The 23,089-nt window shown below is 67.4% G+C and carries 20 protein-coding genes; 5 read left to right on the top strand and 15 right to left on the bottom strand.

Translation table 11 applies throughout. The features are described 5' to 3' along the window. Window positions 1-115: 115 nt before the first annotated feature. Window positions 116-1,033, bottom strand: coding sequence for a tyrosine recombinase XerC (locus tag B1400_RS06330; RefSeq protein WP_095613580.1), 918 nt, complete (start codon window positions 1,031-1,033; stop codon window positions 116-118). Between the two features lie 631 nt (window positions 1,034-1,664). Between B1400_RS06330 and B1400_RS06325 the strand changes: the two genes are divergently transcribed. Together B1400_RS06325 and B1400_RS06320 are read left to right on the top strand one after the other, a co-directional pair. Beyond that, complete coding sequence (locus B1400_RS06325; protein ID WP_095613579.1) at window positions 1,665-2,444, top strand: ABC transporter ATP-binding protein; 780 nt, start codon at window positions 1,665-1,667, stop codon at window positions 2,442-2,444. A gap of 7 nt (window positions 2,445-2,451) precedes the next feature. Next, on the top strand, window positions 2,452-5,286 hold the full coding sequence (locus tag B1400_RS06320; RefSeq protein WP_095613578.1) for an ABC transporter permease: 2,835 nt from the start codon (window positions 2,452-2,454) through the stop codon (window positions 5,284-5,286). 81 nt (window positions 5,287-5,367) lie between these two features. Here the strand turns inward: B1400_RS06320 and B1400_RS06315 are convergent, their stop codons facing one another. Together B1400_RS06315 and B1400_RS06310 are read right to left on the bottom strand one after the other, a co-directional pair. Beyond that, window positions 5,368-6,525, bottom strand: a complete 1,158-nt coding sequence (locus B1400_RS06315; RefSeq protein WP_095613577.1) for a glycerate kinase family protein — start codon at window positions 6,523-6,525, stop codon at window positions 5,368-5,370. Window positions 6,526-6,570: 45 nt separating this feature from the next. Beyond that, on the bottom strand, window positions 6,571-7,869 hold the full coding sequence (locus B1400_RS06310) for a GntP family permease (RefSeq protein WP_095613576.1): 1,299 nt from the start codon (window positions 7,867-7,869) through the stop codon (window positions 6,571-6,573). 235 nt (window positions 7,870-8,104) lie between these two features. Here B1400_RS06310 and B1400_RS06305 point away from each other — a divergent pair, with 235 nt between their 5' ends. Together B1400_RS06305 and B1400_RS06300 are read left to right on the top strand one after the other, a co-directional pair. Continuing rightward, a complete protein-coding gene (locus B1400_RS06305) occupies window positions 8,105-9,244 on the top strand; it encodes a CdaR family transcriptional regulator (RefSeq protein WP_095613575.1) in 1,140 nt (379 codons plus the stop codon). Next, window positions 9,241-9,489 (top strand): DUF6725 family protein, encoded by a 249-nt coding sequence (locus B1400_RS06300; RefSeq protein WP_095613574.1) that lies wholly within the window; start codon window positions 9,241-9,243, stop codon window positions 9,487-9,489. Before B1400_RS06305 ends, B1400_RS06300 begins: the two co-directional genes overlap by 4 nt. Here the strand turns inward: B1400_RS06300 and B1400_RS06295 are convergent. From B1400_RS06295 to B1400_RS06240, 12 genes are all read right to left on the bottom strand, one after another. Further along, window positions 9,479-10,522: a prephenate dehydrogenase gene (locus B1400_RS06295; RefSeq protein ID WP_095613598.1), complete on the bottom strand. Its 1,044-nt coding sequence runs from the start codon at window positions 10,520-10,522 to the stop codon at window positions 9,479-9,481. The two genes, B1400_RS06300 and B1400_RS06295, sit on opposite strands and share 11 nt — an antisense overlap. Before the next feature lie 56 nt (window positions 10,523-10,578). After that, a complete protein-coding gene (locus B1400_RS06290; protein ID WP_095613597.1) occupies window positions 10,579-11,604 on the bottom strand; it encodes a prephenate dehydratase in 1,026 nt (341 codons plus the stop codon). A 5-nt stretch (window positions 11,605-11,609) separates the two neighbouring features. Next, window positions 11,610-12,110, bottom strand: coding sequence for an alcohol dehydrogenase (locus B1400_RS06285; RefSeq protein ID WP_095613573.1), 501 nt, complete (start codon window positions 12,108-12,110; stop codon window positions 11,610-11,612). Between the two features lie 118 nt (window positions 12,111-12,228). Continuing rightward, on the bottom strand, window positions 12,229-14,163 hold the full coding sequence (gene typA / locus B1400_RS06280) for a translational GTPase TypA (protein ID WP_095613572.1): 1,935 nt from the start codon (window positions 14,161-14,163) through the stop codon (window positions 12,229-12,231). Window positions 14,164-14,507: 344 nt separating this feature from the next. Continuing rightward, window positions 14,508-15,920, bottom strand: coding sequence for an MFS transporter (locus B1400_RS06275; RefSeq protein WP_095613571.1), 1,413 nt, complete (start codon window positions 15,918-15,920; stop codon window positions 14,508-14,510). A 96-nt stretch (window positions 15,921-16,016) separates the two neighbouring features. Then, window positions 16,017-16,826 (bottom strand): NUDIX hydrolase, encoded by an 810-nt coding sequence (locus B1400_RS06270; protein WP_095613570.1) that lies wholly within the window; start codon window positions 16,824-16,826, stop codon window positions 16,017-16,019. A gap of 238 nt (window positions 16,827-17,064) precedes the next feature. Then, the gene (locus B1400_RS06265) at window positions 17,065-17,904 is read right to left on the bottom strand and encodes a ParA family protein (RefSeq protein ID WP_095613569.1); all 840 of its coding nucleotides are present in this window, start codon (window positions 17,902-17,904) and stop codon (window positions 17,065-17,067) included. A 108-nt stretch (window positions 17,905-18,012) separates the two neighbouring features. Then, the gene (gene xerD / locus B1400_RS06260) at window positions 18,013-18,936 is read right to left on the bottom strand and encodes a site-specific tyrosine recombinase XerD (protein ID WP_095613568.1); all 924 of its coding nucleotides are present in this window, start codon (window positions 18,934-18,936) and stop codon (window positions 18,013-18,015) included. 356 nt (window positions 18,937-19,292) lie between these two features. Beyond that, a complete protein-coding gene (gene rplT, locus B1400_RS06255) occupies window positions 19,293-19,676 on the bottom strand; it encodes a 50S ribosomal protein L20 (protein ID WP_095613567.1) in 384 nt (127 codons plus the stop codon). 47 nt (window positions 19,677-19,723) lie between these two features. Continuing rightward, window positions 19,724-19,915, bottom strand: a complete 192-nt coding sequence (gene rpmI, locus B1400_RS06250) for a 50S ribosomal protein L35 (RefSeq protein WP_095613566.1) — start codon at window positions 19,913-19,915, stop codon at window positions 19,724-19,726. Window positions 19,916-19,932: 17 nt separating this feature from the next. After that, a complete protein-coding gene (gene infC / locus B1400_RS06245) occupies window positions 19,933-20,676 on the bottom strand; it encodes a translation initiation factor IF-3 (RefSeq protein WP_095613565.1) in 744 nt (247 codons plus the stop codon). 244 nt (window positions 20,677-20,920) lie between these two features. Continuing rightward, on the bottom strand, window positions 20,921-22,624 hold the full coding sequence (locus tag B1400_RS06240; protein ID WP_235607360.1) for a spermidine synthase: 1,704 nt from the start codon (window positions 22,622-22,624) through the stop codon (window positions 20,921-20,923). Between the two features lie 23 nt (window positions 22,625-22,647). Between B1400_RS06240 and B1400_RS06235 the strand changes: the two genes are divergently transcribed. Beyond that, window positions 22,648-23,089, top strand: a 442-nt coding sequence (locus tag B1400_RS06235; protein WP_095613564.1) for a thiamine diphosphokinase, incomplete at its 3' end; no start/stop codon positions are given.

The raw sequence follows: 23,089 nt of genomic DNA, 5'->3' as shown, positions 1-23,089 counted from the left end.
GCGCATGGCCTCCACTCTCCGTGACCGCCATGATGATGCAAGCGTTTGCATACGATCGCGGACGCCGTCCCCACCGTGCCCACCGCGTGTTCTCACTGCGTGAAACGGGTGCGGTTCACGCGCGAGGGAAGGCCTGCGCGTAGCGCGCCTTGAGCTGCTCGATCGAGACATGCGTGTAGCGCTGCGTCGTCTGCAGCGACGAATGCCCGAGCATCTCCTGCACCTCGCGCAGGTCGGCGCCGCCGTCGAGCATATGCGTCGCGGCGCTGTGGCGCAACGCATGCGGCGAGATGTCGGGCACGCCGGCGCGCGCCGCCTCGCGGTGCACGACGTCGCGCACGACCCGTTGGTCGACGCGACCGCCGCGCGCCCCCAGGAACAACGCCTCGCCGGAACGCGCCGTCGCCAATCGGGGCCTCCCCTGCCCCGTCCACCGTTCGAGCGCGCGCTGCGCCGGCAGCCCGAACGGCACGACGCGCTGCTTGTCCCCCTTGCCGGTGACGGTGATCGTGCGGTTGCCGTAACGCACGCTATGCAGATCCATCGCGACGAGTTCGGCGACGCGGATGCCTGTCGCGTACAGCAGTTCGACCATCGCGCAGTCGCGCAGCGCGAGCGCCCGGCGATGCGGATCCTCGTCGGCCTCCGTCTCCACGTCGACGGTGTCCATCAGCGTCTCGGCCTGAGTCTCGTTGAGCACGGCGGGCAGCGTGCCGGGCAGTTTCGGCGTGCTCAGAGAGGCCGCCGGGTCGTGCGCGATGCGCCCGTTGCGGCGGGCCCACGCGAAGAAGCCGCGCACGGCGATCGTCCGGCGCGCGAGGCTGCTTTTCGCGAGCCGCTTCGCATCGTGCGCCATCCACATGCGCAGGTCGTCGAGCGTCACGTCGCTGGGATCGGTACGGCCAAAGGATTCGAGGACGCCGATGCAGGCGAGCAGGTCGCCGCGGTAGGCGGCGATCGTGTGCTCGCTCAGCCCCTTGGCGCCGCGCAGGTACCCTATGTATTCCTCGACCATGCGCCGCGCATCCGCCATCGTCCGCTCCTTCGTCCGTCCCGCCGCGGGCCCGTGCCCGATCCGGCGTGCGACCACTGTACCGCCGGACCCCTATCGCCGGTTGCGCGGCGCACCGCGACCGATACGGGTCTCGCATCGTGAGACGGACGGGCGCCGGGGCGACGCGCCGCCGGACTCGAGCGATCGTTGGAACGGCGCCGATGCAACCAATGGTTGCCGATCCCGGCACAGGATGCAACCGCGCATTGACGCATTGCGCCGGCGATATGGGCGATAGTGGAGCCAAGCGGCCGCCGCGTGGCCGCGACGGCGGTTCCCGTCGGCGTCCCTGCGGACGAACGGTCCATGGAAATGGACATATCGCCGCCCGATGCCGCATGACACGCTACGCTTCGGTCGTGGAGATCCGCGTCCCGGCGCGCTAGATGCGGGAGGACCTGCCGGAACGGTGACCGATGTCATATGCGACGCCGACCGGCGCCGCATATCGTGACGGCGGTCACGGCCCCGCGCATGCGCGGCAGCGGATAATTGGGTACAGGGTAACGACACCGGGCGCATGGTCCCGCGCGAACGGCGCATCCATGCGCGCATCCTCGACACACCTACGTGAAAGGTACATATGAGCAGGAAATCAACAGGCGACACCATGCCGAAAACCGACCCGATCGTCGCGAAGGCGGTCGATCTGTTCAAGACCTACGGCGACACCGACAACCAGGTGACGGCGCTCGACCATGTCAGCGTCGACTTCCGGCGCGGAGAACTCACGGCGATCATGGGGCCGTCCGGTTCCGGCAAATCGACGCTCATGCACTGCATGGCCGGCCTCGACACGCCCACGAGCGGACGGGTCCTCGTCGAGGACCTCGAGGTCTCGTCGATGAACCAGAAGCAGCTCACGCAACTGCGCCGCAAGGAGATCGGCTTCATCTTCCAGTCGTTCAACCTCGTGCCGACGCTGACGGCCGAGGAGAACATCCTGCTGCCGCTGCAGATCGCGCACCGTCCGATCGACCGCGCATGGTTCAGGAAGGTCGTGGGCGTCGTCGGCCTTGAGAACCGACTCGACCACCGTCCCAGCCAGCTGTCGGGCGGCCAGCAGCAGCGCGTCGCCTGCGCCCGCGCGATGATGGAGCGCCCGAGCGTCATCTTCGCCGACGAGCCGACCGGCAACCTCGATTCGCGTTCGAGCCGCGAGGTGCTCGAGTTCCTGCGCCAATGCGTGCGCGACTACGGACAGTCGATCGTCATGGTGACGCACGACCCGCGCGCCGCAAGCTTCGCCGACCGTGTGCTCGTGCTCTCCGACGGCTCGATCACGCAGGACATGGACCACCCGAGCTACGACGACATCCTCGCCGTCTTCGCCGAGCACGACGACCCGGACAACGGCCCGGTCGACGTCGAGTCCGCCAAGGAGGCGTGAGCCAACGATGTTCCGTATCGGATTAAGGGATACCAAGGCGCATTTCCGCCGCTTCATCATGTCGATCATCGCGATCGCGCTCGGCGTCGCGTTCGTCGTCGGCTCGTTCTGCTTCCGCGAGATGCTCAACGACCAGGTCGCGCAGATGATGGGCTCGAACTCGGACGCCGACGTCTACGTACGCGGTGCGACCGAGCAGAAGAAGGACGGCGAGGACAGCCTCGGCTCCTACAACAGCACCTACAACGAGATCAGCACCGACGTCATCGCCGACATCGAGAAGGTCGACGGTGTCGTCAGCGCCGACGCGACGCACCAGCTGAGCAACGTCGTCCTGCTCGACCACGACGGCGACGCGATGACGACGGTCGGCGCGCCGACGCTCGTCATCGGCGTCGACACGGACGATCCGTGGCGCTCGGCGCATTTCGTCTCCGGCGAATACCCGCAGACGGACAGTGAGATCGCGCTGCTCGAGGACACGGCCGACAAGGCCGGCCTCAAGACCGGCGACACGGCGAAGATCGTCGTCGACGGCGAGGTGCATGAGATGACCGTCTCGGGCGTCTTCACATCGCCATCGACGCAGCTCGGCGCGATCCTGATCCTCGCGCGCCCGAGCTTCGTCGAGCACACGCTGCAGCAGGAGGGCGAGGACACGTCGAGCGTCCAGTTCATCGGCGTCTACGGCGACAAGACGACGCCGCTCGATGCCGAGGCGCAGCAGCAACTCGCCGACCGCATCAACAAGGAGCTGCCGAAGGGCGCCGACGCGCACGCCGTGACCGGCGACTCGGTGCGCGACGACGCGACGAAGAGCATCCAGGACCAGCTCGGCTTCATCCAGCCGCTGATCCTGATCTTCGCGGCGATCGCGTTGTTCGTCGGAGCGTTCATCATCGCGAACACGTTCACGATGATCGTGCGCGAATCGATGCGCGGCTACGCGTTGCTTCGCTCGGTCGGCGCCTCGCCGCTGCAGGTGTTCGCGAGCGTGCTCGTCCAGGCCGTCATCCTCGGCGTCGTCGGCTCCGGCATCGGCGTGCTGCTCGGCTGGGGTCTGCTCGAGGCGATCGCGAAGGGCATGACGAGCGGCGGCATGCCGCTGTCCGGCTCGCCCGCCCCGTCGGCAACCGATGTGGTCGTCGGTGTCATCGTCGGCGTCGTCGTGACGATCATCGGCGCGACGCTGCCGGCCAAAACGGCCGCGACCGCTCCCCCGATCCAGGCGATGAACGAGACGGTCAATCCCGAGAAGCCGGTCAGGGCCCGCGGATGGATCGGCGTCGTCATGGTCGTCGTCGGCGCCGCATGGTGGACGCTGTGCTACCTCGACGCCGCGAAGCGCGTGGATTGGCAATGGCTCAAGGACATGGGCTCCGGTTGGACGCTCGGTCTCGGCGCCGGATTCGTCATCATCGGCGCGATCGTCTGCGCGCCGGCCTTCGTCGCACCCGCCGCGAAGGCGCTCGGCTGGCTCCCGTCGAAGGCGTTCCCGGTCACCGGCAAGCTCGCGACGCGCAACATCGGGCGTGCGAAGCGCCGCACCGCGAACACGGCGGCCGCGCTATTCATCGGCGTCGCGATCGTCAGCTGCCTCGGCGTCGTCGCCTCCTCGATGAAGACGTCGGTGAGCAACCTCGTCGACAACAACGTGAACGCCGACTATGTGGCGATGACGGCGAGCATGACGCAGCCGATCTCCACGAAGGCCGTCGACGCGATCGAGAAGACCGACGGCGTCGGCGCTTCGTCGGCCGTGTACATGCTGCCGACCGTGGAGGCGACGAACGCCGGCAAGGACGTCATGACGGCCGCGATCAAGACCGACCTGCTCACGAAGCTCGCCCCGATAGAAAGCCAGGAAGGCGACGCCGCGAAGGCGATCGACGACGGCGAGGCCGCGATCGGCCGCACCGTCGCCGATGACGAACACTGGAAGATCGGCGATGTGATCGACCTCGAATCGGAGAACACAAGCGTCGACGAGGATGCCACGAAGCAGGCGTCCGAAGCCTACCGCAAGCAGATCGAGGAGCAGGCGGCGGCGCTGCAGGCCGAGGCGCAGCGGCTCGCGGCATCCGGCAATGCCACCGGGGCGCAGATCAAGGCGAAGGAGGCGGAGAACGTCGTCAAGCAGGCGCAGGACGTCGATCCGAAGCGGTTCGTCAAGACGAAGACCGAAACGAAGAAGGAGCGGATCAGGATCGGCGCGATCATCGACGACTCCCTGTACTCGGACAGCATCTTCGTCTCGTTGCCGACGGCCGAGAAGCTCACGGGCGAGGACATGATGATGGTCACGCAGATGTACGTGCAGGCCAAGCCCGGCGCGGACGTCGCGAAACTCGGCGAGGACCTGAAGAAGACCGCGAAGCCGTTCTACACGGTCTCGATCCTCACGCGCGACGAATTCAAGTCGTCGATGAGCTCGATGATCAACTCGATGCTCGCGATCATCTACGCGCTGCTCGCATTGTCGATCATCATCGCGATCTTCGGCATCGTCAACACGTTGGCGCTCAACGTGTCCGAACGCACGAAGGAGATCGGCCTGCTGCGGGCGATCGGCACGTCGAACGGCCAGGTGCGCGGCATGCTCGCGATCGAGGCGGTCATCCTCTCGGTGTTCGGCACGCTCGCCGGCATCGTCGTCGGCGTGGCGGCCGGAGTCGTGATCCGCATCGCCTACGAGTCGCAGGGCATGACGACGTTGGCGATCCCGTGGGACCAGCTCGTGCTGTTCCTCGTCGCCGCGATCCTCGTCGGCCTCGTCGCCAGCATCTCGCCGGCGCGACGCGCATTGAAGCAGCCGGTGCTTGACGCCGTCGCCAGCGAATAGCGCCGACCGGCACAGCACGACGAAAGGAGGGTGCGGGCGCCGTCACGGCGGCCGCACCCTCCTTTCGTCGGCATGATCGCATCAGGCTCGGGGCGCCGCACCCGTCGCGCAGGCGATCAGGCGCGCCACGTTCGAGGCGCAGCGTTCGAGATTCGCCGTCCCGGAAGCGAGCGCCCGTTCCAGGCTCTGCGCACCGGGAACGATGCCGAACACGGCGTCGATGCCCTCGCCGTACAGTTCCCCGATGCCGTCGCCCACATTCCCGGCGAGCGCCACGACCGTGCAATGCGGCGCGGCCTCCTTGACGGCATGGGCCACGCCGATCGGCGTCTTGCCGTACCGCGTCTGGCCGTCGATGCCGCCTTCGCCGGTGAAACACCAATCCGCGCCGGCCGCCAGTTCCTTGAGACCGGTCGCCTCCACCACGAGGGAGACGCCCGATCGCATCCGCGCGCCGGTGAACGCCAGAAAGCCGGCGCCAAGCCCTCCTGCCGCCCCGGCCCCGGGTACGCTCTCCACGTCACGCCCAAGATCGCGCGCCGCGATGGACGCGTAATGGCGCAACGCCGCGTCGAGTTCGGTCACCGTCGCGGCGTCGGCGCCTTTCTGGGGCCCGAAGACAACCGACGCGCCCTGCGGGCCGGTCAACGGATTCGTCACGTCGGAGGCCAGACGGATATCGGCCGTCGCGATCCGTGGATCCAGTTCGGAGACGTCGATTGCGGCGAGGCCGGCGAGCGCCGCACCGCCGAAGTGCAGCTCCTCGCCGTCGTCGTCGAGCAGATGCGCGCCGAGCGCCTGCGCCATGCCCGCGCCCCCGTCGTTCGTCGCCGAGCCGCCAAGGCCGATGATGAACGACGTGACGCCACGGTCGAGCGCGTCGCGGATGAGCTCGCCCACACCGTAGGTGGTCGTGACGCGCGGGTCGCGGGTCGTCTCATCCACATAGCCGATGCCGCTGGCGGCCGCCATCTCGATGATCGCCGTGCGGCCGTCGCCGAGCATGCCGTACCGCGCGCGCACAGGCGCACCCAGCGGCCCGGTCACCGTCGCCTCGAGCATCGTGCCGCCGGTGGCGTCCACGAGCGACTGCACGGTGCCCTCGCCGCCATCGGCCATCGGCACGAGCACGCATTCGGCGTCGGGCAGCACGCCGCGCACGCCGCGTTCGATCGCCTCGCACGCCTGCCGGGCGCTCATGCATCCTTTGAAGGAATCGGGAGCGATGATGATTTTCATGATGGGTCCTTTCCGTAGTCGCGTCCATCGGATCATGCGCTTCGTTCACCAGACGATCGTGAGCAGCGTGGCCACGACCGTCATCGTCAGGCCGACGGCCGCTTCGAAGGGGACGACCTTCATGCGCTCGCCGATGGTCATGTTCATCGACTTCGCGGTGACGTGGAAGTAGTTGCCTTGCGGCAGCGCGTCGATGACGGTCGCGCCCGCCTGCATCGTGATCGCCGCTGCGGCCGGCGCCGTGCCGAAGCTCAGGATCGTGTCGCCGAACGAACCGGCGGCGAGGATGACGCCGGTCGAGGTGGACGCCGTGGCCGCGGCCATCAGGATGCCGGAGATCGGCGCCAGCAGGGATCCGGACACGCCCATCATGTTGATCAGGTCGACGATCCGCTGCGGCAGGTCGGAAGCGGAGATCAGACCGCCGATCGTGCCGGCGCCGATCAGGATCATCACGACGTCGACCATGCGCCCGATGCCGGACTTTGTGTACTCGAGCACATGGGAGCCCTTGCGCATCGCGAGCAGTCCGACGATCGCGGCGAAGGGCAGGATGTACAGCGCATCGATCTGCAGATGTTCGAGCCATGCGACATGCGTCATCGAGCCGATGGGCCCGAGCATCAGCAGCACGACGGCCGTCACCGGCGCCACAAGCGCGCTGTGCAGGCTCGGCAGGTCGGATTCGGCGAGCTCGGCCTTTTCCTGGGCGTCCAGGTCCTTCAGGGACACCGGCGTGCTCCTGTGCTGCATGATCGACGCGAGCAGCACCGCCATCGCCAGTCCGCACAGCGCGGGCACGAAGCTGCCCACCATCACATCGGCGAGTTCGACGTGGAATCCCGACGCCGCGGCGATCGCGTTCGGATTCGGCGAGATGATGTTGCCGGCCTTGCCGCCACCCGACAGCGCGACCAGCAGCGCGAGCTTCGAGATGTGCAGCTTCGAGCCCACCTCGATCGCGATCGGCGCGACGATCAATACGGCCACCGGGATGAACACGCCGATCGCGCAGATGATCATCGTGGCGAATGCGAGCGCGAAGATCGCCAGCTTGTCCCCCATCGTGCTGACGATGGCGCGGGAGATGCGCTCCGCCGCACCCGATTCCATCATGACGCCGGCGAGCACGCCCGCCGCGAGCACGCGCAGCACCGTTCCCATCACGCTCTGGGACCCCGAGACGACGATGTTCACCGTGTCCGCGAAGGAGGCGCCGCCGAGCAGGCAGCCGACAAGCGCGCCGAGCAGCAATGCATACGTCGCGTTGAGTTTACGCAGAATCAGCACGATTGCGAGCGCCAGACCTATGAGCGCAGCCCACCAGTGCAATGTCCCGTCCATGAGCACACCTTTCTACCGGGGACATCGTCTCATCGACGTCGATGGACGATATTCCATGGAATAGCCGACCGTGCGCGTTCCGGCAGCACCATCGCTGACCGCCGCGGCCGCGTCCGGTTTTACGAACAGTTCCCATTATTGGCAGGACGCATCGTGCTGGTGCTGTTCCGCATTACAGGAAACCCCGGAGGATCCGCTCCGCGGATTGGTACGCGTACCAACTACCATCGATACCATGGAGATCGACGAGACCATCGCCGCGACGATCGTGGCCAACATCAAGGGAGTGCTGCGGCACGAGATCAACCTGTTCGACACCCATGGGACCGTCATCGCGAGCACCGATGCGGCGCGCATCGGGCAGTACCATGAGGCGGCCGCCATCGCGGCGGCGTCCCGGTGCAGCGTCGTCGTGGACGACGACCACCCCTACCGGGGCGCGAGGAACGGCATCAATTCGCCGGTGCTGATCGACGGCAGCGTCGCCGCCGTCATCGGCGTGACCGGCGAGCGCAAAAGCGTCGAGTCGTTCGGCGATGTGATCGTCAAGATGACCGAGATCCTGCTGCATGAGAACATCGAGCAGACGGCGCGGTACAACCGGCGCATCCTCGAGACCAACCTGATCAACCAGCTGATCGGCGTCCATCAGGACACCGAGCTCATCCGTTACCTCAGCGCGGCGTTGGAATGGGACATGCACGCACGCCATTGCGTCGCCATCGGCAGGCTCGTGCATGAGAACGGTGACGTGGTGCTGCTGCAGCAGCGGCATCTGCAACGGATCGACGACGCCATCTATACGGCGGATGCCGACGAATGCTGTCTGATGCTCGGCCCGTCGCACAACGTCGAGGACACGCTGCGCGCGCTTGCCGAACGCTTCGCCGACGACGGTGCGCACATCGTCTTCGGCGTCGGCGAGCCCACCGACGATCTCCCCCGTCTCCCCCACTGCTACCGCCATGCGCGACTCGCGCTCGATTGGCAACGGTTCTCCGGCGGCGAACGCATCGTCCACGCCGACCGGCTCGACTACGGCCTGCTGCTGCCGTCGATGCAGCCCGATCGCATGGCCCAGTTCGTCGAACGTGTGTTCTGCGGCCTCGACGAGGCCACCATCGAGAGGCATCGCGGCACCTTCGAGGCGTATACGCGGTTCAACGGCAGCATCATCCATGCAGCCCGGTCGCTGTTCATCCATAAGAACACGATGCAGAACCACCTCAACGCCATCGCGAAGGACACCGGCTACAATCCACGTATATTGCATGATTACGCGGTGCTCGACATGGCGTTCCGCGTGCACGACTACCTGCGGTTCGCCGGCGTCGCGCCACGCGACGCCGACGGGCGCGGAATGGAGGAACAATGAGACTTCCCGAGCGCATCCCCGCCGGAGCGCGCGTCGTCGTGCGCCTCTACGCGGGGATCGATGAACGAACCGGACGCATGCAGTACCGCGACGTCGTCGGCCATGTCCGCTCATGGGACGGCACGACGCTCGAGCTGACGCGCGACGCGGCCGCGAACGGCTCGAGACCTGCGCAGGACGTCAGCGTGCGCCCCGAGCAGATCGCGGTCCTCAAGCCGGTGCCGGAACGGCCGGTCAGATCGTGAACTGGCGTTCGGCGAGCGCGTGGTGGCCGGACGTGAACCGGACGATATGCTCGCCGCGCTTCGCCGAGTCGAGCAGATCGCGGCGCCAGTCGTCGGCGCTGACCTTCAGCGTCGTGAACACCGTCTGCGTCTCGCCGGTCTCGAACGCCGCACCCTGCTTCGCCTTGTAGTCCCGGTACGGCTGGCCTTCCGTGAAGAAACCGCGGATCGCCGTGGGATCGCCGTCGCGCAGCGCATCGGCGATGGACTGCAGCCGTTGCGCCATCGTGCGCAGCAGCTCCTCGACGTTGCCGGCGTTCTCGACGACCATCGCCGCCGTGCGCTCCGGGTCGGTGAGCGCGACGCGCGTCATGTCGCGCCATGAGCCCGCGGACAGCGCCGCCGCGATGTTGCGGTCCGGATTGGCGGTCAGCTCGTTGATGAGCGCCGTCGATACGACGTGCGGCATGTGCGAGATCAGCGAGGCCGCGCGGTCATGCGTCTCATCGTCGATGACGATCATCGTGTTGCGCAGGCCGCGCGTGATCATGCCGGCGACCTGCACGATGCGCGCGTATTCGGTGTGGTGGTCGTAGGTGAGCGCCCACAACGCGTTGTCGAAGATCGACGGGTCGGCGGCCGACCATCCTGAATGCTCGTTGCCGGTCATCGGATGCGCGCCGACGTAGCAGTCGGTGATGCCGGCGGCGTGCACCTGCTCGCGCACGAGCCCCTTGACGCTGCCGACGTCGGTGAGCGTCGTGCGCGCCGGGTCGATGATCGGCTTGATCGTCTCGAGGATCCCCGGCATCGCGACGAGCGGATTGCACAGCACGATGACGTCCGGATGCTCGGCGACAAGCTCCTCGAGGCCGTCCTTGCAGTCGATGCCGGCGGCGCGCGCAGCCGCGTACGGGTGGGGACGGTGGTTCCACGCGCTCACCCGCACACCCGCCGATCGCAGGCGCAACGCGAGCGAACCGCCGATGAGCCCGAGCCCGACGATCGCGATGTGCCGAGGACAGTCGATGCCTTCCGGGCCGATGACGGGCATCGTCGCCGTCGCCTCGATCGTCGCGTCCGCCGCCTCGACGGAGCCCGCTACCTCTTCTACCACAGCAGTTCCTTTCGCATCGTCGCATCATCGCTTGCGGACGATGCCTCGTTGGTCTCCTTAGTGCATCGTACCCCGCCTTGCGGAAGCATCCATTCGTCCACCGGCGGATGCGGCCGCTCACGGCGCGGATAGACGGCGAGCGTCTTGATCCAATCGCCGTGTTCGATGATATCGACGAGCAGCGCGCGGAACCGCGGCTCCCATGGCGCCGCGTCGAGCGTCGCGATGAAGCTGTAGGTGCCGTCGTGGCCCTTGATCGGCCGCGAGATGAAGCTCGTCATGTTGAGTCCGGCGTCGCGGATCGCGTCGAGCGCGTCGGCGAGGACGCCCGGGCCCGTCGCGAGCGGGATGAAGGTGAGGATCGACTCGAACTCGGCGACGCCGCGCGCATATGCGTCCGCGAGTTCGGCGCGCGCGTCGCCGCGCCGCGCGATGACGAGGAACTCGGTGCGCGCGCCTTGGAAATCCTCGACATGGCGCGCGACGCGGCGCAGCCCGTACAGCCTCCCGCAGATCTCGGGCCCGAAGGCGATGCGACCGTCGACGAGGTCGCGGCAGGCGGCCGCGTTCGACGCCGCAGGCACCTCGCGCAGCCGATGGGCCTGCGTGAATCGGCGGCATTGCGCCAGCCCGTGCGGATGCGCGGAGGCGCCCGTGCAGACGCGGCAGACGGCGTCGAGCTCCGATTCGCCGTCCTTGCGCGACGCCATCGCCTGCTCGTAGGTCGTCTGCGTGACGAAGGCGCAGAAGGCCACGTCGACGCCGACGCGCGCGAAGCCGGCGACATCGGCGGCGTCGATGAGCATGTCGAGGTTCGGCACGACGTAGCCTTCGACGTTGTTCTCCCAGGCGATGACGCCCCAGCCGCGGCCCTCCCCGACCGCACGCACGATCGACGCGGCGTCTGCGCACGGCTCCAGTATGGCGTCGCCGCCGGATCCGGCGAGCAGCCGCGACGCCTCGATCGCGGCCTGATGCGTGAAGGTGCCCTCGGGGCCCAGATAGTACAGCCGTCGCATGCCCGTCACGCGGCCTTTCCGTCGCCGGCGCCGGAGGCCACGTCCGCGGTGACGCGGAACCAACGCGCCGGGCACACGAGCAGCACGAGCTGTACGATGAGCGAGCCGTACAGCCAGATGTAACCCGCATGCTGCGACCACCACGGGATCGTCGCCGAATGGAAGCCGACCGGCAGCATCAGATCGCCGCCGGGACCCGGCATCGCCATGCACCAGACGGCCAGATAGGACACGCTCAGATGCAACGCCAGGCCGAGGACGCCGCCGCGCGCGCGGGCGCACCATGCCGAGGCGCCGATGAGGACGAACGCGAGCACGAGGCCGTAGGGCATGTTCGCCGACGCACCCATGCGGTGCGCGAGCGTGCCGAGCACGCCCGCCGCGATGGCGCTGGCGATCGTGACGAGGCTGCGGACGAAGGCGTTCTGCCGGTGGCTCCACGGCAGGTCGGCGCGGCGTCGCGCGGCGTCGCGCGGGCGCGTCGGATTGGGGTCGGTGGTGCTCATAGCCACCCAGTGTAGGCGCAGCGTACGAAGATGCGTCCCACGGGTTCGGCGCAGACGAGGACGGGGACCCGCACATGATGTGCGGGTCCCCGTCAGGTCGCATGCCGCCGGCGACGGCTCACTTCGCGTTCTGCGCGTTGTTGTTCGCACGGCGCTGCTTGGCGCGCCACTTGTACCAGTCCTCGCGGTTGAGGATGATCTTGCGCACGCGGATCGACTCCGGCGTGACCTCGACGCATTCGTCCTCGTTAGCGAAGTCGAGCGACTCCTCGAGGCTCATCCTGATCGGCGGCGTCAGCGTCTCGAGCACGTCGGCCGTCGCCGAGCGCATGTTCGTCATGTGCTTGGCGAGCGTGATATTGACGTCGAGCTCGTCGGGCTTGTTGTTGACGCCGACGACCTGACCTTCGTAGACCGGCGACTGCGGCTCGACGAAGAAGTTGCCGCGCGCCTGCAGGCGCTGCATCGCGTACGGCGTGGCGACGCCCTGACGGTCGGAGACCATCGATCCGTTCTGGCGGGTGACGATCTGGCCGGCCCACGGCGCGTACCCCGCGGACAGCGACGACGAGATGCCGGTACCGCGCGTCGCGCTCAGCAGCGCGGTGCGGAAGCCGATGAGGCCGCGCGACGGGACCGTGAACTGCAGGCGAATCCAGCCGGAACCGTGGTTGGACATCGACTCCATGCGGCCCTTGCGGTCGGCCATCAGCTGCGTGACGGTGCCCATGTACTCCTCCGGCACGTCGATCGTCGTCGACTCCATCGGCTCGCACAGCTGCCCGTCGATCGTCTTCGTGACGACCTGCGGGCGGCCGACGGTCAGCTCATAGCCCTCGCGGCGCATCTGCTCGGCGAGGACGGCGAGCGCGAGTTCGCCTCGGCCCTGCACCTCCCAGGCGTCCGGGCGTTCGGTCGGCAGCACCTTGATCGAGACGTTGCCGATGAGCTCGCGGTCGAGGCGGTCCTTGATCATGCGGGCGGTCAGCTTGTGGTCCTTGCCCTCGGTGCCGGCGAGCGGCGAGTCGTTCGTGCCGAAGGTCATCGAGATCGCCGGGTCGTCGACGTGGATGAGCGGCAGCGGACGCGGATCGTTAGGGTCGACGATCGTCTCGCCGATCATGATGTCGTTGACGCCGGCGACGGCGACGATGTCGCCGGGGCCCGCCGACTCGACCGGCAGGCGGTCGAGGCCCTGCGTGCGCAGCAGTTCGGAGACGCGGAAGTTCTCGATCGAGCCGTCGACGCGCGACAGGCCGTAGGTCTTGCCCTTCTCGAGGTTGCCGTTGTAGATGCGCACGAGGCCGAGGCGGCCCAGGAAGTCGGACGAGTCGATGTTCGCGACGTGGGCCTGCAGCGGCGCGTCCGGATCGTATTCGGGCGCCGGGATGTTCTTGATGATCGAATCGAACAGCGGCTCGAGGTTGTCGTTGTCGGGCAACTCGCCGTTCGCGGGCTGGTCCGTGGAGGCGTAGCCCACCTTGGCGGCGCAGTAGATGACCGGCAGGTCGAGCAGCGAATCGAGGTCGAGGTCGACGCCCTCCTCGATGACGTCCTGCGCGAGGCCGAGCAGCAGGTCGGAGGCCTCGCCGACGACCTCGTCGATGCGCGCGTCGGGACGGTCGACCTTGTTCACGCACAGGATGACCGGCAGCTTGGCCTCGAGCGCCTTGCGCAGAACGAAACGGGTCTGCGGCAGCGGGCCCTCGGAGGCGTCGACGAGCAGCACGACGCCGTCGACCATCGAGATGCCGCGTTCGACCTCGCCGCCGAAGTCGGCGTGGCCCGGGGTGTCGATGACGTTGATCGTGATGCCTTCCGGGTGGCCGTACTTCTCGGCGAGCGGACCGGTGTACTCCACGGCCGTGTTCTTCGCGAGGATCGTGATGCCCTTCTCGCGCTCGAGGTCGTTGGAATCCATCACGCGATCGGGGACTTCCTCGCGTTCGTTGAATACATGGGACTGCTGAAGCATTGCGTTGACGAGTGTGGTCTTACCGTGGTCGACGTGAGCCACAATTGCCACATTACGAATATCGCCGCGAACCGCCATGAATGTTTTCTCCTAAAGCCATTGATTTCCTGCGTAACCGTGCCGAACCCCGATGGATTCACCATTCGTACACAAACCATCAACATGGTACGCGACGATGCTGACACGGCATGCGCGCCGCGCAGGCGCCCACCTCCGCGACATCTGCGGCGACGGCGAACGCATACGGGACGGCTTGCGGCCGGATTCCCCGCCGGGCGCGGCGGTCGTGGACTCCGACGCGGCCGCCCGCTTCGCGCATGGGGCGACGAATGGGAAGGCCGTGCGCGAAAGCGGCCGCCCGCGTCCGGATGCGCCGCAGATGGCGGACGATCGGGACGCGGGCGGCCGCAGGGCGCGCGAGGTCAGTCGTCGAGCGACGCGCCGGTCTTCTCCGGAAGGAAGAGCGCGGCGACGCATGCGAGGACGAACGCGACGGCGAAGACGACGAAGGCGACCGACTTGTCGCCGCCGGCCATCGACAGGAACCACGGCACGAGCAGCGGCGCGATGATCGCGGCCACGCGGCCGCATGCGGCGGCGGCGCCCGAGGCCGCGCCGCGCAGACGCGTCGGGTAGATCTCCGGCGTGACCGCATAGAGGACGCCCCACGCGCCGAGGTTCGACGCCGACAGCAGCATGCCGAAGGCGAGCACCTGCGTCACGTTCGTCGAGCGTGAGAACAGGAACGCGGCGAGTGCGGAGACGGCGAGGAACACGCTCAGCGTGCGGCGCCGACCCCAGCGTTCGACGAGCCATGCGGCGAGGAAGTAGCCGGGCAGCTGCGCGAGCGAGATCGCCAGCGTGTAGCCGAAGGACTTCGTCAGCGAGCCGAACTGGTCGGCGAGCAGACTCGGCATCCATGTGAACGCGCCGTAGTACGAGAAGTTGACGAAGAACCAGGTGGCCCAGATCGCCACCGTCACGCCCAGATAGCGGCGCCCGAACAGCTCGCGGGTGCGGATCTTCGGCAGCTTGACGGCCTTGCGGCTTTCGATCGGCTCGACGCCGCTCGCCGCCTCGAAGTACCGCACCGAACGCTCGGCTTCCTCGTCGCGGCCCTGCGCCTCGAGGAAGCGGACCGATTCGGGCAGCTGGCGGCGCGCGACGATCGCGTAGAGCAGCGGCAGCGCGCCGATGAGCAACGCCCAGCGCCATCCCCAGTCGCCGGTGTTCGGGATGACGAAGTAGCCGATCGCGGCCGCGATGATCCAGCCGACGGCCCAGAACGATTCGAGCAGCACCGTGATGCGGCCGCGCTGCGCCGCCGGAGAGAACTCGGAGACGAGCGTCGAGGCGACCGGCAGTTCGGCGCCAAGGCCCAAGCCGATGACGAAACGCGCGGCGAGCAGCATCGCGAGCGTCCACGAGAACGCCATCGCGCCGTTGGCGACGCCGAAGACGACCATCGTCGCCGTGAACACGGTCTTGCGCCCCCAACGGTCGGCGAACCAGCCGCCGAGCGCGGCGCCGATCGCCATGCCGATGAAGCCGATCGACAGCACCCACGACTTCTGCACGGCGTCGAGGTTGAAGTGGGGGTCAGCGGCGATCGCGGCGACGACGAAGGAGACGAGTCCGACGTCCATCGCGTCGAAGGCCCAGCCGATGCCCGAGGCGACGAGCAGCTTGCGGTGCGCGCGGTTGAACGGAAGACGGTCGAGGCGTTCGTTGCGCGTAAGCGGCGCGCCATCGGCGCCGGCGCGCGGGCGCGGCGACTGCGGCTGCGTGCTCGCGCCGCGCGAAGGCACGGCGATTGGTCGTTCTGCAGCGGTCATTGGTACCTCCCATGGGCTGCGTGTGATTGAATCTGATGTTGATGTGACGGAGCCGGTCGATGCGGGCGCGAGCGACGCGCACCGCCGGTCGCGCGCTTACGGCCGCACGTCGGTCGTCAGCGCGGAGAGCGCGCCGGCATGCTCATGCGCGGCGGGGGTCGCGTCGGCGATCCTCGACAGCTCGCCGGCGTCGAATCCCTGCGGCAGCGCGCCGCCGTCGGCCGGCGCATCGGCGTCGGCGCGGAATCGGTAGAGGGCGGCCGGACGTTGGCGGCCGACGCGGCGGCGTTCGCCGGTCTCCTCGAGCATCCCCGAGGCGAGCGTGCGGCGACGGAAGTTGGCGAGGTCGATCGGCCTGCCCTCGACCGCTTCGCTCACGGCGTGCAATTCGCGCAACGTGAAGGTCGCGCCAACGAGTTCGCGCACGACCTTGGGCATGTCGAGGCGATGCCGCAGCCGCCAGATCGCGTAGTCGACGATGCGGCGGTGGTCGAAGGCCAGCTCGGGCAGCGCGTCGTCGGCGAACCAGGCCACGTTGTGCCTCGGTTCGATCGAGGAGACGTCCACCTGCCCGACGAGCGCCCAGTAGCAGATCGAGACCATCGGCACTCCCCCGCGCGAACGCTCGGGGTCCCCGAAGGTGTACAGCTGCTCGAGATAGCCCGGGTGCAGGTCGGTCGTCGAGGCGAGCGTCTCGTACGCGGACCGTTCGAGTGAGCGGCCGGCCTTGAGCGGGCCGCCCGGCAGGGCCCACGCGTCGAGGAACGGCTCGCGGACGCGGCGCACGAGCGGCAGCCACAGGCGTCGGCGCTCGCCGTCGTCGGCCGGGCCGAGCGCGAAGATGACCGACGTGACGCCCACCCGGGGCGCCTCGTCGCGACGTTCGCTGACGTTGCCGATGCCCATCGTTCACGCTCCTCCGTGTCCATATACGCGTCCGCGGCCGAGGTCCCGGCCGCCGCGCGTCATCGTCAGCGTATCACTTATAGTCAATGTGACTATAAGTGATGCTCATATACTGGTCGGCGCCGCGGTCGCCGTGCATGACGACCCTGCGCGGCGACCCCGCGCGCATGGACGGCGGAGGCTCCGCGCCCCCGTGGGCGCGGAGCCTCCGTCCGCCGATCTGCCGATGCGCCGTCCCCTACGCGATGATCCCCTTCGCGATGAGCTCGCGCGCGACCTCGCGGTATTCGCGCGCCGTCTTGTGGTTGTGCGCGTAGTAGGTGATCGGCGCCGCGGCGACGTTCGCGTCGGGCAGCTTGATCGACCTCGAGATGACCGAGTGGAACACCTTGTCCCCGAAGGCCTCGTAGATGCGCTGCACGACCTCATCGCAGTGCAGCGTGTGCGTGTACATCGTCACGAGCACGCCGAAGACCTCGAGCCCGGGGTTGATGCGCGCCTGCACCTTCTCGATCGACTGCATGAGCAGCGCCACACCGCGCAGCGCGAAGAACTCGGCGGCCACCGGGATGATGACGCCGTCGGCCGCGGTCAGCGCGTTGACGGTGAGCAGGCCGAGCGACGGCTGGCAGTCGATGATGATCGCGTCATACTCCTTGATGACCGGACGCAGCACGCTCGCGAGGATCTGCTCGCGGCCGACCTCGGTCACGAGCTGCACCTCGGCGGCCGACAGGTCGATGTTCGCCGGGATGATGTCGAGCCCGGCGAACTTCGTCGGCTGGATGATGTCATGCACGTCGATCTTCGGATCGAACAGCGCCGTGTAGATCGTGTTGTCGAGCACGTTCGCGTTGATGCCCAGACCCACCGTCGCCGCTCCCTGCGGATCGAAGTCGACGATGAGCACGCGCCTGCCGTACTGAGCGAGCGCGCCGGCGATGTTGATCGAGCTCGTCGTCTTGCCTACGCCGCCCTTCTGGTTGCACATGGCGATGACCCGCGCCGGACCGTGCTGCTGCAACGGCTCGGGTACCGGGAAGGTCTCGTATTCTCGTCCAAGCAAATCCGTAGGCATACCGCTCACTTTATATCAGGTCATGCATTTGCCGACGCCGCCGGTGCCGTGGCGACGTCCTGTCTTCACTAAACGTCCAGTGTACCGCCTCGTGCGCACCGCAATCGGCTATTTGGCGCGTGGGTGAGCGGTGATGTACGTCTCGATGAGCGCTTCGGGGCTGATGTGCGTGTAGATCTGCGTCGTCTTGACCGACGCGTGCCCGAGCAGCTCCTGCACGGTGCGCACGTCCGCGCCGCCCTGGATGAGGTGCGTCGCGAACGAATGCCGCAATGTGTGCGGATGCAGCGGCCGTGTGATGTGCGCGCGCTCGCCGGCGCGGCGGATGATCTCCCACACCGACTGGCGCGACAGGCGACGGCCGCGCAGGTTGAGGAACGTCGCGCGCAGCTCCGGCGTCCCCTTCGCCTTCTCCTGCAGCGGCGTGCGGCCGTACCTGAGGTAGGCGTCCAGCGCGTCGCGCGCGTAGTCGCCGAAGGGCACGAGCCGCTGCTTGTCGCCTTTGCCGGTCAAGCGCACGACCTGTTCGTCGAAGTCGAAGTCGTCGAGGTTCGTGCCGACGGCCTCGCTCACGCGGCAGCCGGTCGCGTACATGAACTCGAGCAGCGCGTCGTCGCGCAGGCCGGCCGCGTCGTCCATGCCCGCGGGTCGCGCCGTCCTGAGCAGCGCCGCGACCTCGTCCACGTCGAGCACGTCCGGCAGCGGCGAACCGGCCTTCGGCGCCTTCACCTGCCGCGAGACGTCGTCGTCGACGAGGCGCTCGCCGAGCATGAACCGGTGGAACATGTGCACGCTCGCGAGATGCCGCGCACGGCTCGTCGCGCTCTGCCCGTCGATGGCGAGCGACTGCATGAAGGCCTCGACGTGCAGCGGCGTGATCGCGCGCGCATCGTCGATGCCGCGCGCGCCGAGCCACAGCAGATATCGGTCGAGGTCGCGTTCGTAGGCCTCGACGGTGGCCTTCGCCAGCCCGCGTTCGACGTCGATGCTCGCGAGGAACTTCGATTCCGCCATCCGCAGCCCGTTCGCCATCCGATCCTCCTTCGCCGATGCCGTTATATACGCCGATGGACACCGCCATAATACGGCCAAGCCGCCTCCACCGGCAGCCCATAGGCGCCTCCACCCACAGAATGCCATCCGCAACAACCAATGCGGCATTCCATGCGTAGCATCACCCGCAAAATGCCGTTTACGGCCGCCGATGCAGCATCCCATAGGTGGCCTCACCCATAGAATGCCGCAGAAAGACGCAGATGATCAACCCGGGCGACAGCAGACGGCGGCTATGCGAAGAGCCGAACCCGCGCGAGGCTGGGTTCGGCTCTTGCCACGTATGCGGCGCACCGAATCATCGTCCGAGGCGGTATCCGCTTGGCGTCTTCGGATCAGGCGGCGACCGGGGCGTTGACGTCCTCGGGCAGCGCGGCCTTCGCCTGCTCGACGATCGTCTTGAACGTATCCGGATCGTTCACCGCGAGGTCGGCGAGCGCACGGCGGTCGAGCTCGATGCCGGCGAGGCGCAGGCCCTGAATGAAGCGGTTGTAGGTGATGCCCTCGTTGCGCACGGCGATGTTGATGCGCTGGATCCACAGCTTGCGGAAGTCGCCCTTGCGCGCCTTGCGGTCACGGTAGTTGTAGTTGAAGGAGTGCAGCAGCTGTTCCTTCGCCTTGCGGTACAGGCGCGAACGCTGGCCACGGTAGCCCGAGGCCCTATCGAGTACCGTACGACGCTTCTTGTGGGCGTTCACTGCGCGCTTGACACGTGCCATTGTTGTTCCTCAGCTTTCTTTCTTGAAACGATCTCGACTTGCCGGTCTCAGCCCAGCAGGCCCTTCATCTTCTTGGCCTGCGACGTCGGCAGAACGGAGTCGCGCTTCAGGTCGCGGCGCTTGTGAGCGGACTTGTGCTCGAGGTTGTGGCGCATGCCGCAGCCAGCGTGCATGAGCTTACCGGAACCGGTCACACGAACGCGCTTGGCGGCCGCGGTCTTTGTCTTCATCTTCGGCATTGCTGCCCTCCTTGTTGTTACTTCGTTGCTGAAGTCTCGGTTGCTTCGGCGACGACGGCTTGTGCTTCCTTCGCCTCCTGGGCCTTGGCCTCCTGCTTGGCGGCGAGGCGTGCGGCCTGGCGCGCCTGGCGTTCGGCGCGGGATTCCGCACCGCGACGGCGCTGCTCGGACTGCGTGTGCACCTTCTTGCCCTTCGGGGCGAGGGTCATGATGATGTTGCGGCCCTCCTGCTTCGGCGCGGATTCGATCGTGCCCGATTCCGCGACTTCGTCGGCGAGGCGCTGCAGCAGCTCGACGCCGCCGATCGGACGCGACTGTTCGCGGCCGCGCAGCATGATCGTGACCTTGACCTTGTCGCCGCCGTTGAGGAAACGCTCGACATGGCCCTTCTTGACCTCGAAGTCGTGTTCGTCGATCTTGAGGCGGAAACGGATCTCCTTGATTTCCGCGGTGCTCTGGTTGCGGCGCGCTTCGCGCTGCTTGATCTTCTCGTTGTACTTGAACTTGCCGTAGTCGATCAGCTTGGCAACCGGAGGCTTCGCGTTGGGTGCCACCTCGACGAGATCGAGGTTCGCTTCCTTGGCCAGGTTCAATGCGACGGAAGTCGCGATGACCCCCACCTGCTCGCCGTTCGGTCCGATAAGGCGCACCTGTGAGACGCGAATCTCGTCGTTAATGCGTGGTTCGTCGCTAATGATGACTCCAATCCTATGGTTTCCTGCAGCGTTCGCGCCATCCGTGCCGTCATCATCCCGGTTCATGGGCACGATGGAACATCGTCGGACAATCGACCGACTGCTTCCTGCCGCGCGGCATTGCGCTGACATGCCGTCCGCTCGCCGCGTGCAACGCCCCGCCGCGAATCGCCGTGCGAAGGCCGTGCCTATGACCCGAAGTCATGACGGACTTCCAGGTGGGTTTCCCGCTTTCTTGATTTCTCAAGCCTGAACGATAATACCACACCCCCGGACTTTCGCGACACGGCCGCCGACGGTCCGCGTTCCGCTACTGCACGGCGCGCAGCAGGCCGCCGATGCCCTCCCGTTCGAGGATCTCACGGTACGGGCCGGCCTGTTCGGCGATGATGCCGTCGATCGCACGCATGCCGAGCAGTTCGACCGGCGCCTTGTCATCGGTGAGCACGATCGGGTCGCCATCGACGGCGACGGGTCTGAACACCGGATCGACCTGCTGCACCGCATGGTCGAGCTGCGCGCCGCCGGAGCGCATCGCCGCGATCCGCCGCTCGATCGACGGCGACGACGCGCCGGCGCGTTTGAGCGCGAACAGTTCGCGGTTCGTCGTGTCCGGCACGTCGGCCGTCACGACGTCGTCCGCGCCGAACACCGACGCGATCGTGTCGGTGAGCGCCTCGTTGATCGAGCCGCGTCCGTCGCTGATCATGTTCATGTTGACGACCATGACGCCGCCGTCCGTCAGATGGTCGTAGACGAGCCGGAAGAACTCGCGCGAGCTCATCTGAAACGGGATCGTGATGTCCTGGTACGCGTCGACCATGATGACGTCGAAGCGCTCTTTGCTCGCGGCGAGCCACGCGCGCCCATCGTAGGTCGCGACGTCGATGTCGCCCGGTTCGTCGAAGTACTCGCCGGCCAGTTGCGTTATCCTGCCGTCGATCTCGACACCGGTCACCTTCGTCTGCGGCGAATACCGGCGCAGTGCACGCGCGTAGGTGCCGGTGCCCATGCCGAGGATCAGCGCGGAGTCGGCGCGCGTCGCGAGCGCCGGCGCAGCGAGCGCGACGTCGTAGTACATGCCGGTCGGCTCATCGCTTTTCATCGTCACCGACTGCACGCCGAAGAGCACGTTCGTCGACAGGATCGTGCGGTCGGGCAGGTTCTGCACCTGCAGGTAGTTGTACATCGACTCGCCTTCGTAGGCGAGCGTGTCCCTGTTCATCCAGAACGCGAAACCGGTCATCGGCGAGCACAGCGCCGAGACCGAGAACAGGACGGCGCAGACCGCGCAGGCCACGCGGTGCGCGTGCGCGGACAGGAAGTAGACGACCGGCAGCGCGAGCAGCAGCCCGGAGAAGACGAGGAACGTGACGAAGGTGCCGACGGCCGGGATCGTCACGAAGGTCGGCAGGAACGTGCCCAGGATCGAACCGACCGCGTTGCATGCGGACAGCCTGCCGACGACCGACGCGTTGTCGGCGAGCGACGTCGTCGCGAACTTGTTGAGCGCCGGCGTGACGGTGCCCAGCAGGAACAGCGGCGGCACGAAGATGACCATGCAGCTGATGAAGGCCGCGATGACAAGGAAGTTCGTCGACACGGACACGATGAGCGCGCCGGAGATGAGCAGCACGACGTACTTGCCGACGAGCGGGACGAGCGCGATCCAGACGGCGGCGACGAGCACGCGCATGTACAGCCTGTCCGGATCGGGGTCCCTGTCCGCCCATCGTCCACCGAAGACTGCGCCGAGCGCGAGCGCGATCATGATCGTGCCGATGATGATCGTCCACACGATCTGCGAGCTCGAGAAATACGGCGCGAGCAGCCGCTGAGCGCCGAGCTCGGCGGCCATGACGGCCATGCCCGAGAAGAACTCGGTGACGTACAGGAACACCTTGGACTTCAGGATCGGACGCCTGACCTCCTCGTCGCCTTCGATCCGCATCGCGCCTCGCTCGCTCCACGCGCAGGCCGGCGTGAGCACGGCCGCGGCTATCATCGAAATCATATCAGCAAGGGAATCGAGGGACCATGCCGCATCCAACATCGCCGTCACGTCCGTCGTCGCCGGTCTGCGTCGTCTTCGCCGCCGGCGACTACTACGACGCGCCGATCGCCGTGCCGCAGGGCGCCTTCGTCGTCGCCGCGGACGGCGGCTACGACCATGCGCGCGCGCTCGGCGCGGACGTGGACGTCGTCGTCGGCGACTTCGACTCGACGTCGACGCCGCACGCCGCGATCGGCGCGCGCACCGTCGCGCTGCCGTCGGAGAAGGACGACCCGGATCTGCTGAGCGCGCTGAAGATCGGCTGGCGCCACGGCGCGCGCGAGTTCCACGTCCACGGCGCGCTCGGCGGCCGCGTCGACCATACGATCTCGAACATCCAGCAGTCCGCGCTCGTCGCGTCGCACGGCGGCATCATGTATCTGCACGGCGACGGCCGTGTCGTCACGGCGGTCGCCGACGCCGCGC

It is taken from the genome of Bifidobacterium italicum (assembly GCF_002286915.1).
GTDB lineage: Bacteria > Actinomycetota > Actinomycetes > Actinomycetales > Bifidobacteriaceae > Bifidobacterium > Bifidobacterium italicum.
Note: the sequence above shows the minus strand (reverse complement) of the source record. Positions and strands in the feature narration are given on the sequence as shown.

What these genes read in the sequence shown, in the direction of transcription:
- B1400_RS06330 (WP_095613580.1), bottom strand. Translation starts at nt 1,033, where the DNA reads ATGGCGGATGCGCGGCGCATGGTCGAGGAATACATAGGGTACCTGCGC.
- B1400_RS06325 (WP_095613579.1), top strand. Translation starts at nt 1,665, where the DNA reads ATGCCGAAAACCGACCCGATCGTCGCGAAGGCGGTCGATCTGTTCAAG.
- B1400_RS06320 (WP_095613578.1), top strand. Translation starts at nt 2,452, where the DNA reads ATGTTCCGTATCGGATTAAGGGATACCAAGGCGCATTTCCGCCGCTTC.
- B1400_RS06315 (WP_095613577.1), bottom strand. Translation starts at nt 6,525, where the DNA reads ATGAAAATCATCATCGCTCCCGATTCCTTCAAAGGATGCATGAGCGCC.
- B1400_RS06310 (WP_095613576.1), bottom strand. Translation starts at nt 7,869, where the DNA reads ATGGACGGGACATTGCACTGGTGGGCTGCGCTCATAGGTCTGGCGCTC.
- B1400_RS06305 (WP_095613575.1), top strand. Translation starts at nt 8,105, where the DNA reads ATGGAGATCGACGAGACCATCGCCGCGACGATCGTGGCCAACATCAAG.
- B1400_RS06300 (WP_095613574.1), top strand. Translation starts at nt 9,241, where the DNA reads ATGAGACTTCCCGAGCGCATCCCCGCCGGAGCGCGCGTCGTCGTGCGC.
- B1400_RS06295 (WP_095613598.1), bottom strand. Translation starts at nt 10,522, where the DNA reads ATGCCCGTCATCGGCCCGGAAGGCATCGACTGTCCTCGGCACATCGCG.
- B1400_RS06290 (WP_095613597.1), bottom strand. Translation starts at nt 11,604, where the DNA reads ATGCGACGGCTGTACTATCTGGGCCCCGAGGGCACCTTCACGCATCAG.
- B1400_RS06285 (WP_095613573.1), bottom strand. Translation starts at nt 12,110, where the DNA reads ATGAGCACCACCGACCCCAATCCGACGCGCCCGCGCGACGCCGCGCGA.
- typA (WP_095613572.1), bottom strand. Translation starts at nt 14,163, where the DNA reads ATGGCGGTTCGCGGCGATATTCGTAATGTGGCAATTGTGGCTCACGTC.
- B1400_RS06275 (WP_095613571.1), bottom strand. Translation starts at nt 15,920, where the DNA reads ATGACCGCTGCAGAACGACCAATCGCCGTGCCTTCGCGCGGCGCGAGC.
- B1400_RS06270 (WP_095613570.1), bottom strand. Translation starts at nt 16,826, where the DNA reads ATGGGCATCGGCAACGTCAGCGAACGTCGCGACGAGGCGCCCCGGGTG.
- B1400_RS06265 (WP_095613569.1), bottom strand. Translation starts at nt 17,904, where the DNA reads ATGCCTACGGATTTGCTTGGACGAGAATACGAGACCTTCCCGGTACCC.
- xerD (WP_095613568.1), bottom strand. Translation starts at nt 18,936, where the DNA reads ATGGCGAACGGGCTGCGGATGGCGGAATCGAAGTTCCTCGCGAGCATC.
- rplT (WP_095613567.1), bottom strand. Translation starts at nt 19,676, where the DNA reads ATGGCACGTGTCAAGCGCGCAGTGAACGCCCACAAGAAGCGTCGTACG.
- rpmI (WP_095613566.1), bottom strand. Translation starts at nt 19,915, where the DNA reads ATGCCGAAGATGAAGACAAAGACCGCGGCCGCCAAGCGCGTTCGTGTG.
- infC (WP_095613565.1), bottom strand. Translation starts at nt 20,676, where the DNA reads ATGAACCGGGATGATGACGGCACGGATGGCGCGAACGCTGCAGGAAAC.
- B1400_RS06240 (WP_235607360.1), bottom strand. Translation starts at nt 22,624, where the DNA reads ATGATTTCGATGATAGCCGCGGCCGTGCTCACGCCGGCCTGCGCGTGG.